Genomic DNA, 12,335 nt, shown 5'->3' with positions numbered 1-12,335 from the left:
TTTAAGACAGTAACCTGATGATTTCTCCGAATCGGCTTTGGCGTCAGCGCATTGGCAACTGCAGTACGGCCGAAAAGCTCACTTATTCCTCTGCATCCAGCCGATCAACATAAAAGCGAGCCCTGGAATGAGCAGCCCGGGCGCCATGTAACTGAACGTCGCTTCGCTCAATAGACCGGTCAAGCCAAAGCTGAATCCACAGATTGCCAGCGGGATGCCGGTTAAAAACATCGGATTTCGAAATGCCTTATCCATAGCAATATCTCCTTTAGAATTTCGCCGACCGGACTATACCGTCTGTCGGTGAGTGCCGGGAATTGCTAAACACCAGACAACAAAAAAGGGCCCACCTTTCGGTGAGCCCTTCTAGACCGCCCAGCAGAGCGGATTTTGTTTGGTAGGCGCGATTGGACTCGAACCAACGACCCCCACCATGTCAAGGTCTGCTTGAGCAAGCTGCAAGCCTTGGTGCTCAAGGGTTTCACAGAACGCCCATTCACATTATGAGGCGTCAAAAATGGCCAATTTCCGCTTACTTCCGTCCGGCAACTGGAATGCTCAGGTACGGGTAAAGGGTAAATCTCCACAGTCGAAAACCTTCAGCACCAAAGCTGAAGCAGAGTCATGGGCGAGCCAGGTTGAAGCTGTGACGATGGATCGCAAGCACCACACCATTTACACGCTGGGCATGACTTACTGCGAAACGATGCTCAAGGGAAAAGGCAGCTACGACCACGCACTGAAAATCGTGGAGCATCTGGGCAGACACTTCACGCTACCCATTCACGAAATCACGCCCCAGATGATCAACGACTTCAAGATCATGAGATTGAAGAAGGTGAAGCCAGCCACATGCAGAATTCAACTCGCCTTCATGTCGCGGTTCTACCGATTCGCAAAACGCGGCTTGCTGATCGACATTCACAACCCTGTAGCTGATATCGCACTACCGAGGCCAGACCGGTCTTCTGACAAGGTGATCAGTGCAACCGAGCTTGAGCGACTGCTGGCAAAGTTATCTCCCACCATGAAACCCATCATTGAGTTGGCATATGAGACTGCGATGAGACGGTCTGAAATCCTGAAGCTGACCAAGGACTGCCTGCACCTCAAAGATCGTATTGCCGATGTGATCGACGGGAAGAACGGTACACGATCAGTTCCCCTCACCCACCGAGCCGTTCAGATTCTTGAGCTGGCCCACCTGTGGGCCACTGTAGAACGCCACCCAAATGGACTGCTATTCACTGTCACTCCACACGCCGTATCTCAGGCAGTGCGATTGGCACGAGTCAAGGCTGGCTTAGACAGTAGTGTCCGGCTGCACCAGCTCAGGCACACCAGAATCACCAATGTCGCCAAGAAGGGCTTCAACAACGCACAAATCATGATCGTCTCAGGCCACCGAGATACACGATCCGTTGCCCGGTACTCCCATTTGAATGTCAGGGATGTTCTGCACCTTATTGATTGACCAACCGGATCGGCCGCCAGCCTCGATTAACTGAAAGGTTGGCGACCCCGAAAACTCGTTAGAAACCATCGATAAACCCAAGCATAACCTGCACTGGATTCGTCATACCCTGAGGAACAACTGTCGTTCAGCCCAGTGTTTACGGGCTTACATGGCGGTCTGGACTAAGCAGGGCGCTTCCACTCCGCTGGAAACTGGTTTATGCAAAATGGCACGGCGCTATGGGGCTCTGAAATGATTCGCTTCCGGAACAAAGTTACAACCACATCTGAGCGCCTGCCGCAACAACTCCTTGACAAGCGGCACGTAGTTGTGAAACTATACGCATCTGCCACAGCGGGCAGAACAGATCGCCGAGAAACCTCTACGTGGCCAGTGCTGAAAATGCACGAAACCGCAGGAGGTTTTTTAACGCCTGAATTTCGGCTGACCACCGCCTGACGGTCACAGCAGATCATGAGAAGCCCCATGACAAACGCAATCGAAGCAACATCAACATTGAGGTCGACGACATCGAATAGCTGAGTTCCTGCTCCTCCGTAGTGAGAAGAATGACGAGCCCGATGCCGACCAATGTGTCGGTTTTTTTATGCCCATTTTTTAACTGAACGGAGCTACACCATGCAACAACACAGCATCTATGACGTCACCCGAACCATTTACGTGCTACCCAGCGTCGCTGGAATCCACCTTGATTACAGTCTTGGGGAGGAGCTTCCACTCTTCGCACCACCGAAGGATGAGCGGTTGTCCTATGGCGTTGGCTACAACTCTTACCGCCGACGCAAAGCATTGGGGCTCCCCTACTTCAAATCCGGAAAAGGAACTCCGTACAAGACGTGGGCAAACATGATTCGGCGGAACTATGGTCCCGAGAAACCCGCGTACGTTGGATGCCGCGTTTGCCGGAAATGGCACGACTATCAGGAGTTCGCAGCTTGGTACTCCGTGCAGCCATATGCCTTTGAGGCTGATGCGGAGCTGGACAAAGACATTCTGGACCAACTGAACCCAGAGTACTCACCAGAGCATTGCTCGGTAGTTCCGAAGCTGATCAATCAGATTTTCAGGGACACCCGAAGTCGTCGAGGGATACTGCCTATCGGAGTGTCAGTGGCGCCAGCCGGAGTCGGATTTGTGTCTGTGCTTTCGATGCACGGCAAGCCTGTTGCACTGGGGAAATTCCATGACATCACTGAAGCTTTCAGAGCATACCAGTCGGCCCATCAGGCGTACTGCAATCAGTTGGCAGATAGCTACGAATCAAAACTTGATGCCCGCGTGATCAAACGACTTCGAACCTGCTCCCGTCACATTCGGGACTGATTCAAGTCCCACCCAAGCACCACCGCAGGCCGACGCCTGCGGCAACCACTACTAACGAGGCACACGCCTATGAAATGAACTTGAATACAGGAGAACCATCCATGCCACACCCATTTGTTCTGAATTTGATCCCCACCTCATCCAATGACGAGTTGGCTACTGTAGCTGGAGTCGTACCGCCCCCAACAAAATCGGATTCTGGCCACCTCCTTGATGCACCGACGACCGAAGAGCAGGTTGTGCAGCTGCGACGGGACGGCCTATCCATTGCCAAAATTGTGAAAGCCACAGGACTGCCTGAACGCAAAGTCAAAGCTCTGACCAAAGATGTGCCAATGGGAATATCTACGCCCTTTGATAAATCCGTGAGTCGAATTTATGACCTCGCGACTCGCCCTCAAGGAATCAAAGACCACGAGCTTCGCGGCATCCTGCATCAAGAATATGGTTGTAAATGGGATACTTCTGAAGGGTGTTATTACAGCAGTTTCGACGCAGCCGTGATCAAGCGAGTCAAAGAAAGGGTGCGACAGCGTGCGTCCAAGGAGCACTCAAACGTCATCTTCGTAATGGACTGGGTAGATGAAACGGCGCCAACCGGAAGCCGTCTTTTCCTCGAAAACTCTGCACTCAATTTGATGTGCAGGATAGATGAGTGCGTCAATCAGTTCATGGAACTTCATGGAACTCGTGCCGCAGAAGACAGTGAAGATGCCGACTTGGCACGACGTAAACAGGCATATGCTGCTCGAATGCATATTCTTAAGATCGTTAGCGGGCTTGGTGCGGAACCAGTCGCCAAACTGCTTGTGCGAACGACTGCCGTGACCAACTCATTGGATGGTGTTTCAGACATGAGCGGCCCACAAGCTAAGGGCTCACGAGACGAGTACTTTCCAGAACCCTCGTACAATGATCCGTTTCTGGAGTATGTCGAGTCTCAGGGTTGGCTGGGATAAGCGACCTAACACGTAGAAATCTGACCTGTCCGGTTCACGCCCACCATATGTATAGGGTCGGACACCGGACGGGAAGCTCACAATTACACGCGAGTGAATTTTCACCAGTACCAGCGTTTCTGCATCGTCCCGATTTCGGATCAGCACACCAGTAAATTAATTGGAATCAACACACACCCAAGCTCTTGCTCTTGATCTGCTACACCGAAGGTGACGTGCAATAACTGTCAGCACCCAATGACGGGATTCCCCTGAATGCGGACGCATTCGGTTACGCACCAACAATCAAGAAATATCAAGATCACAAGCGAAGAGCTGAATTTGTGTAAATCTCGTGTACTTACTGGAGTACATCCGAAGGAATGTCGGCGGTCACGCCATAGCTGAATCAAAATGAAAGCTTCCGCTTTCGGTGCGTCCAACCAGCGGAGCTGAAGTGGATCCCGCTCAAAAATAATGCTTTGGGTTTGCACGACTAAAGCCTATGGCCTATGGCCTATGGCCTATGGCTTATTGCCTGAAATCACGTCCAGTCATCCCGGTGATTTTTGGTGCGAGAGCCTGCCCTTTGGCACCATTTGAAGTGTTTGGATTCGAGCGGCAACGATCTCTAAGCAGCGCGCTTGTAACTCGACCCAACCAACACCGAAATGGGCTTGACGATGAGCATCGGCAGTTAGGGCGATGACATTCTCAACCGTATCAAGGCCACCCTCTGAAAGAGGAATGATGTGATGCGTTTCTAGATAGATTCCACCGTTGCTCATGGAGAAGCCGGGAACCCCGGTTAGCTCACAGACGCCTCCTGAACGCTCCAACACTCGACGACGAACACTTGGATCGCGATACCGCTGCACACCATTATAGGTATACGTAACAGGCCGCTCATCAGTAGTGAATTGATCTACTACCGAAGCATCTTTCACCACTTCAACTTCCAGCTGCATTCGAGTTTCATCAACTCCAGCCGTTTTAGCAACAATACCCAGTGGAGCAGGATTACTACGAACCAGAGAGAACGCCCCTGTCTCCTCTTCGAACGACTCTACGAACCACGGCTGATCATCCAATTGGCGCCCAGTCGCTCGATCATGCTTTGCTCGTTCATCTTCCGTCTCACGCTCACGAACAGGTCCTGTCACGATTACTACCCGAACAGGAGTGGTGTTCATGTAGGCTAGCTGGACTGTAGTGCTGAAATGCTGCGCACGATTGATCCGTGGGTCTTTGATCGTTCGATTTCGATTCTTGGGGTCTTTTTCAAGCTGCTGGATCAAGGTATCGGCATATGCTCTCAGATTTTCTGAAAAGCAAATACGCCCTTCACTGTCGACATGCAATCCTTCCCACCAAACACACAACAGCAGGATGTTTCTGTCGGCGCTTCGAAAAGACCATTCATAACAGTAGCCACCATTTGATTGAGGCAGGGTTACTGGTCGGCCATCCGTCTTCCTGAAGCTCCACTCATTAACGTCTATCCCTGCACTCTGAACACAGTCAATGATCATCCACTTGCCAGTTGGTCGAAGCGTTTCAAGACCAATGCCCATTCCCTACTCCCTGTACGCCAATGCCTTATCATGACGATGATACCAGCGAATCATCAAACGACCTCAAGCGATGCCATCTAGGCAGGCAGCATCTGGGATCATGTAACTAGCCGTTGCGATTTTCTGACCCTCTGGCGGGCTGATGCGATGTTAAGGGCGAAGCCCAGCCATCATTGCATTTCGGTGGTCCCGAGGAGTGTGGAAGGAGCACATACGTGAAGACGAAAAAGAGAAGCCCTATAAAGAAGATCTACGGTGTTTCCCGCATTGAACGGCAGTTCAAGGGTGTGGGCGGATTGATAGATATCAATTCATCCGCCAATCTCTTTCGGTTGCAACTTTAAGGCTGCTGCCTACGATGGGATAACGTTTGAAGGGGTTTGCTGTTTAGAGCTCCGCTCTGTGCAACTGCTCTATACGGTATCTCGTCGGTGCAAGTCGCGGTGACTAATACACAGCGTGAGCTATGAATAGTGTTGCCTGTGAACGGGAGTTCACAACAGTAGTAGCGATGGAGAGTGTCACACCTTCCTAGGGCGGAAGCCTCGGTACACCCACATGATGATCAATCCAATCCCGTACAGCGATAGGCAGCCGCCTAGCCACATGGCAAATAACAACGCGATCTGTTTGGCTTGAGTCAATGGCAGATTGTTCAGTTCCTCCTGGTAGTCGTCTTCAACTTGTTGAATGGCTAACTTCACTTCGTCCACCGTACGGAGGTGGTTTGTTCGAGCTGAATACAGTATTCCCGGAACGGCGTCTTTGTTCGGGTGCTGGAGATCTCCAAGTTTGGCGTGATAACTGATCATCATTTGATCGTGGTAGTCCTGAATATCGCCAGACCTGCTGACTTCTTTCACGCCGAAGCCGGTAGTCGCGATTGCCGTTATCACGCTCACCACCACCCACAACCGTTGCCACCCATTCATCCCGTTCTCCTTGTCCATGTAGTTTGAGTCAGTATCCATGATGGCGATCAGCCCAGCCAGTGCGGCTACAATGTTGCCATCTCACCAACAGGGACGCTGCCTCATGACGAAGAATGACAAGAAGAAGCGTAGGAAAGGTCAGGTAACGATTCCACGGGACCACTACGTCTACGGGCACACTCCCGGCAAGGTCGAATCACTCACTGTGGAGATGGACCCAGTGACGCAGCAACTGAGTGTCCGTGAGGTTGATCCCAGCAGTATCAGGTATCAAATTACGTACGTGCGGGAGAAAAAGGATGACAAGGTTCTCTATTCAGCCCCAGCTGATGAGTTCTCGATGTCCTTGGATCATTACGAAGAACTCAAGGCTCGCTTCGATTACCTGATGGCTGTAGATACTAATACGCTAGACGAAATCCATCAGGGTTATCGGGTCAGCGCTTGTTGCATTTACGTGGTGCAGGATCATCTCAGTTCTCTGAATGCTGAGAGTCGCTACGTCCACCACGCCACCTTCCTCATCTTGAACACTGATCATCACGCCAAGAGTGAGCCGATTGGATGGCACCTAGCGATTACACGGAGCATCCACCCGCTGATGCAACACAGCAGAATCGGAATGATCGTTGATAGTGAATTGGGTAAACATATCGACATCAACGCCGGGAGGGAGCCGTATTACGCAACAAGCCACCTGCCGCCCAACCTGAAATTCCTGTACGCCTCAAGTGATGGTTCAGCGACGTTTGCAAACGCAATGATTCAGAGCTGTGATACCGGTGCCAAGGCCGTGTTGAATGAGTTCAAGAAGAAGGGTGTAGCCGATGTACTCAGGCACAAGCCAATCGAGGTTGGTACGGCGCTGTGCGTTCGGGTTGTATCCAGTCGGCCAGATGGAAAACCCTGAAAAAATCTCGATTAACTCAGCATATCCCCTACGGTTTTCACACGATTGACCTGGGGCGAAGTGGGTGCCCACGGCTGAAGCCCGCATTCCGTAAGGGTCTTTGTCTCCGTTTGCGAAGCAGGGTGCATCTATGGCGTTCAAACTGAGTTTTTTTGCAAGGGATTGGCATATTTCATCCGTAATCCTCTACTTCGTGCAAGGGAATGGCAATCCCTCGTGTTGAGCTGGCGTGTCGCCTCGGATTCCAGCAAGTGCTCTGAACTGGTCTAGGCTGCTGGTTCTCTCGATCAAGGATGAACACCATGCCAAACAGCTCAGATGCCAACATCGCCACTGCAGACGTACTAACTCTCTTGCTCCACAACCAGCACGCCTTAGCCGCTGCAATTGAAGAAGTGGCCGTATGGGCTAAATCCACCGGTTCAAGCGAAGCCCATGAAAACACCTTTACTGCATTGGAAACTCTCGATGCGAACGCGTCCGCTATCACCGCTGGAATTCTCAAGCTCCGCCAATAATCGCTATCAAAAAAGTAGACCTATCCGGTAGCGCGATAGCGGTCAGAAAAATGCTATCAAAAGTCTATTGTGAAAAGCCATATGATTAATTTATCATTTGACTATCAGTCGGAATGACAAAGGATAGCCAGCGATGAATGCTCACTTGTACCTCCGTGCATCGACCAAAGACCAAGACGCCAACCGTGCAAAAGTTGCCCTTGAATCGTTTGCAAACGAAAAGGATTTGAACATAGTTGGCGTGTATGCCGAGAACGTCAGTGGCACCAAGCTCAATCGCCCTGAACTGCTCGCCTTGCTCGATAATGCCGAAAAAGGAGACGTGCTATTGGTCGAGTCTGTAGACCGCCTGAGTCGCCTCTCAGAAGCTGACTGGGACACTCTCAAGTCCACTATCAAGGACAAGGGGTTGCGTTTGGTTGTAGCTGATCTGCCTACCAGTCACATGCTCGTTGAAGCAAAGGGAATCACAGGTCAAATCATGGATGTGATCAACAACATGCTGATCGATTTGATGGCCACCATGGCACGATTGGATCAGGAAAAGCGTGTGGAACGCATCAAGCAAGGTCTGGAGAACAAGCGTGCTGCTGATCCTGAATGGAAGCCAACAGGCAAAGGCAGAAATACCGTCAAGTGGGCGGAGGTACAGTCACTAATGCAGGAGCATCCAACCATGTCTGCTGACAAGATCGCTAAGCTAGCGGACTGCGGTGTCGCTACGGTGTACAGGATCAAGCGTGAAGCAGTGAAAGCATGATACAGGCTCAAATTGAGATATTTCTATCCAAGCTGTGGGCACATAACTCACAGTTTATTTTTAAAAAGCTTCGTTTTTCATTTGACCACACTTGCACTGGGTGAAGCACCTCAAACATTTACACCAGTTTATTTTCCCCAACTAAAAACTAAACGGACACCGAACCACTCAGGGAATTTTGGCCCGAACAAGGTAAAGGGCTTACTACGGATCGTGAAAAATCCGTTCAGCCCCTGAAGGTTACGAACCTAGTGATTAATTTCACACTTCGAACTATTAACTCCTTGATCGAAAAACGATCAATACAAACTACTCCATTAAATAATTAATAAACGCTTTTATTCTTCCATCTATAAAATTGTCGTTCAAGAATTTAAATACACTATCTTGATACTCATCTGAAACAATATAAAATTTATCGATATTTTTTATTACCGCCAATTTTAAAATACCCATTCTTAAAAAAGAATCAAAGTTTCTTTTGCTTAGCTTTTCAAGCTTTCCAGAAAATTGCATATACATCAGCTTTTGATCTATGAAAGATGCACCTTTGTAGAAGCTTCTGAAAAACTTCTTAAGCTCTGACTCACAGAGCATCCTATTGCTTTTGACCGTGCTTTCAATTAAAGCTAAGGTGTCCGTCAGGTCCCCGAGCTTACAAGTACTATCAAACATCGAAGACTCAAAAGTTTCGGATGCGTAATTTCCACCTGTATTTGAAAACTCCGAATAATAAAACTTCGCACCAGAGAATCGCGAAGTTATAAAATTATCATAATTGTAAAAACCGCTATTCCAAATTTTAAGATTGGAAAAATCTAATGATGGGTAGTCCCCATAGATAAAAACGCCTTCAATTTTTGAATCTATTTCTAGATCAGGGACCACCTGATACAAATCTCGAATTTTTCGAGAGAGCTCACTTCTACTGTAGGTTCTGCACTTGGAGTAAATCGACAGCAGCGCCCCTATAGCTTTTTTAATAGTTTCAGACTCCCGCACATCGACTTTACCTTGCCCTAGTAAAGATTTAGCACTTTTGAGCATTTCTTTGACAGAGTCATGTAAAACTTCCGCTTGTTGCTTTGAAAAGTACAGAGTAACGTCAGACAATGACTGCTTATCCGCCACTTGAGCATTGGCTAAGCACTTCAATAATTCTTTGCCCGTCGAGCGCCGAAGGATTCCAGCGATGACAAATAACGACTTAAAATAATCATTTAGAAATTGATATCTAAATCTGAGATAATCCCCCTCTTTGACAAGAAGTGGGTTTATTTCGATCTTAGAGTAAAGCTCACTTGCTTGACTATCGTAATATATCCAAAGTTTTTCTTTCAGCTTTTCAACTGGTATAATTTCGCCATATTCAACTGCCAACTCGGAAAACAGCTCTATAAAAGAACTGGTGTCCAGTTCAATATCGTGGCGTGTTTTTTCTCTTCGTAAGACGGAGTATATTATCAGATCAGTTAGAGTCGAGTTACAAGGATAATTGCGATCTTCGGAAGATATCTCGAATGCAATTTGCTCGCTTTGCCCCAACTGCTCCTCGAAAATAGTCGACACCATATCGACAAAGAACGGAATAATCCGTTTATTGTGATCTCCAAACTGATCTAGCTGAGTTAAATACTTTTCAAACAGGTCATTAACTTCATCATTTTTGCTGTATTTAGAAAATCGCTTCCTTATATACTTCGCACGGGAGGACTCGTCAAAACCTAAAAGCTCATGACAATCAATACCAAACTCATCTAGTGCGACATTTTCTAGAAACGACATGTTCCTAGAGGTTAGGATAACTTGACTACGCCCCATCTGCTGATGGGCTTCGCTGATAGAAGATAAAAACGAAAGCAGATTAAATCGATCCTGTAATATAGAAACAAATTCGTCCAACCCGTCAACGATAATTACAACTCTCCCACATAGCAGACACAGTTCAAATTGATTCCTATCATACACATACTCTATTTTATTAATCTGGGCATGAAGATCGTACAAATCATATACAGATTTAATTTCCACATTACCCAAAAACTCACTCGAAAAGTTATTTCGAAGCGATTCCGCCTTTATGAGTATGACAGCGCTTTGGCCTAAAGATTTTTGCTGCAACGCGATTGCGAGCTCATGGCAGAGGGTGCTCTTCCCCATGCCACCAGTTGCAGTAATGAGCTGCCCAGAGGATGCAGTATCCGAATTTAATTTATCTACGAGATACTTGTTTGCAGAGTCCGACTTTTCCCCCTCAAGCCCCAGATGCAATAAAGCCTGATCCGTGTAAAATTTATTTTCTCTTACGGCGGTTGAAATCCGCAAGCCATCGTCAATACAGTACTCCCATATAAATTCCGAATAAGTTAAATCTGCCACATCAATATCAAATCCATTCTCAGCTAGAAGTCGCTGAACCAATACATCGTCGCCCTTGGCTGGCCTTAGAATAGTTAAATTATTTATACTTAGCTTTTTCAAAGCAAGTTGCTGACAGAATCTATTGATAGTCTGGCTTATTGTAATATTCGGGTAAAGAATTAAAAAATATGAAGGAAAAGGGGTTCTAACCTCCCAAAGTTCGAACTTTATTCTATTGCCACCTGATCGATCTGTCCCTGTGGCGGTATCAATGATAGCTGTACGTTTCGAGTATTTTAGTTTGAGAATATCTTCCACACGAGTAAAGTCATAATGAGCAACTCCTCCCTCTAGAGTTTTTCGCTTCTCTGGACGACTCTTTTTGTTTTTTCTACTCAAATTTTTGATTAAAAAACTCAGACTTTTTGCATAGAGATCATCATCGTGAAAATCAACTCGAAATTTACCTTGCAAATAAAATGGCGTACTATACTTCTCTCGCGAAACAACTAAAATATTGCTTGGATTTCCTTTTTCTGACTCCTCCCAATGTCGAATAACTGTCAGGTAGGTTTCTATTCCAACGCCACCAGATCGAGACTCTGCCTTAGTTTTGTACTTCTCGGTACAAACCACTATTATTACATCCGAATCTCGAACCGCCGACTCCATAAATAGATTTTTGTCGGAAAAACTGTCCAAATCAAACATATCAATAGTAACATGAAACTCTTTATATTCATCCAGATCGGTAGCTAACCGTTGTACCCAAGCTTGATGATCGTCGCCATCCCAACTGTAACTGATAAATATTTTTATTGGATTCATAGCACCTTCCCTGTATGAGTCAAGCCGAGCCGAGCCTTACAAGGGCCCTAAGCTGTTATTTTTACATCATAACGCGAGAAAGTGGCGCAATGCCATTTCACTTAGCATATAACGATATCTCACAGCCACTCCGACGGCAGCTAGAGCTCGCTAGAGCTCGCTAGAGCTCGCTAGAGCTCATCGAGACTGAGCCTGCACCGAGGGATGGATGTGATTTTAATTACTTTTATATGCATAACGGAGAGATAGCGAGTCGAACCCTAGGCATCGGTGAAGGCACACGGATTTCGAATCCGTCCCATTCGGCCACAATATCTCCAACGTCAAACCATGGATGGTGATGCAGTTGCAGTGAAGAAGGTGCAGGACCGTTCTGATGCCCCCCCCCAAAGGCCATGCTGACGCTGACATTGCGGCTGCCAATGATCAACGCATGAAGAACGTGAAAGCACATCAAGCAAACGTACAGCCCCATCTGCTCGCCTTCCTGCACAACAAAATGAATACACTTCATTCAGTAGCTAATTGCCGCAACTCCAAGGGTTTGCGTACCGCTCGTGGAAGCGAGTTCACACCAACGGCAGTACGTCGCTTGACGCTCGCTTTCAACGTCTCGTTCTGAGGCTGTAGGACCTTCTGGCGACCTATCATTATTTTGAGATTTGTCGAGTTTCCAGTTGGCCTACTCGCGCATTGCTTAGCACCTGGGACACG

At 47.8% G+C, this 12,335-nt stretch carries 11 protein-coding genes and 1 tRNA gene; 7 read left to right on the top strand and 5 right to left on the bottom strand.

Annotated features, from left to right (window positions below; all coding sequences use genetic code 11):
• Nucleotides 1-78: 78 nt before the first annotated feature.
• Both ACA072_RS10470 and ACA072_RS10465 read right to left on the bottom strand, forming a co-directional pair.
• Nucleotides 79-255: a hypothetical protein gene (locus tag ACA072_RS10470; RefSeq protein ID WP_497624223.1), complete on the bottom strand. Its 177-nt coding sequence runs from the start codon at nt 253-255 to the stop codon at nt 79-81.
• A gap of 140 nt (nt 256-395) precedes the next feature.
• Nucleotides 396-466 (bottom strand) — tRNA-Val (locus ACA072_RS10465).
• 51 nt (nt 467-517) lie between these two features.
• Between ACA072_RS10465 and ACA072_RS10460 the strand changes: the two genes are divergently transcribed.
• The 3 genes from ACA072_RS10460 to ACA072_RS10450 all read left to right on the top strand — a co-directional run bounded on the left by ACA072_RS10460 (nt 518) and on the right by ACA072_RS10450 (nt 3,759).
• Nucleotides 518-1,474 carry a tyrosine-type recombinase/integrase gene (locus tag ACA072_RS10460; RefSeq protein WP_497624222.1) on the top strand — a complete coding sequence of 319 codons (957 nt, stop codon included), beginning with the start codon at nt 518-520 and terminating at the stop codon, nt 1,472-1,474.
• Between the two features lie 621 nt (nt 1,475-2,095).
• Entirely contained in the window at nt 2,096-2,800 is a 705-nt protein-coding gene (locus ACA072_RS10455) for a hypothetical protein (protein ID WP_497624221.1), read from the top strand.
• A gap of 101 nt (nt 2,801-2,901) precedes the next feature.
• Nucleotides 2,902-3,759, top strand: coding sequence for a hypothetical protein (locus ACA072_RS10450; RefSeq protein WP_497624220.1), 858 nt, complete (start codon nt 2,902-2,904; stop codon nt 3,757-3,759).
• A gap of 533 nt (nt 3,760-4,292) precedes the next feature.
• Here the strand turns inward: ACA072_RS10450 and ACA072_RS10445 are convergent.
• Both ACA072_RS10445 and ACA072_RS10440 read right to left on the bottom strand, forming a co-directional pair.
• Entirely contained in the window at nt 4,293-5,312 is a 1,020-nt protein-coding gene (locus tag ACA072_RS10445; RefSeq protein WP_497624219.1) for an HNH endonuclease, read from the bottom strand.
• A gap of 521 nt (nt 5,313-5,833) precedes the next feature.
• Nucleotides 5,834-6,283 (bottom strand): hypothetical protein, encoded by a 450-nt coding sequence (locus ACA072_RS10440; protein ID WP_497624218.1) that lies wholly within the window; start codon nt 6,281-6,283, stop codon nt 5,834-5,836.
• A 64-nt stretch (nt 6,284-6,347) separates the two neighbouring features.
• Here ACA072_RS10440 and ACA072_RS10435 point away from each other — a divergent pair, with 64 nt between their 5' ends.
• The 3 genes from ACA072_RS10435 to ACA072_RS10425 all read left to right on the top strand — a co-directional run bounded on the left by ACA072_RS10435 (nt 6,348) and on the right by ACA072_RS10425 (nt 8,432).
• Entirely contained in the window at nt 6,348-7,154 is an 807-nt protein-coding gene (locus ACA072_RS10435) for a hypothetical protein (RefSeq protein ID WP_497624217.1), read from the top strand.
• A 302-nt stretch (nt 7,155-7,456) separates the two neighbouring features.
• A complete protein-coding gene (locus ACA072_RS10430) occupies nt 7,457-7,672 on the top strand; it encodes a hypothetical protein (RefSeq protein ID WP_497624216.1) in 216 nt (71 codons plus the stop codon).
• Nucleotides 7,673-7,805: 133 nt separating this feature from the next.
• Nucleotides 7,806-8,432 (top strand): recombinase family protein, encoded by a 627-nt coding sequence (locus tag ACA072_RS10425; RefSeq protein WP_497624215.1) that lies wholly within the window; start codon nt 7,806-7,808, stop codon nt 8,430-8,432.
• 309 nt (nt 8,433-8,741) lie between these two features.
• Here the strand turns inward: ACA072_RS10425 and ACA072_RS10420 are convergent, their stop codons facing one another.
• Nucleotides 8,742-11,621 carry an SEFIR domain-containing protein gene (locus tag ACA072_RS10420; protein ID WP_497624214.1) on the bottom strand — a complete coding sequence of 960 codons (2,880 nt, stop codon included), beginning with the start codon at nt 11,619-11,621 and terminating at the stop codon, nt 8,742-8,744.
• A 376-nt stretch (nt 11,622-11,997) separates the two neighbouring features.
• On the opposite strand from ACA072_RS10420, the gene ACA072_RS10415 reads away from it, so the two are divergent.
• Entirely contained in the window at nt 11,998-12,243 is a 246-nt protein-coding gene (locus tag ACA072_RS10415; protein WP_497624213.1) for a hypothetical protein, read from the top strand.
• The last annotated feature ends 92 nt before the right edge of the window (nt 12,244-12,335 follow it).

Source organism: Pseudomonas sp. LBUM1656 (genome assembly GCF_059716065.1).
This window is presented reverse-complemented; position numbering and strand designations above follow the sequence as displayed.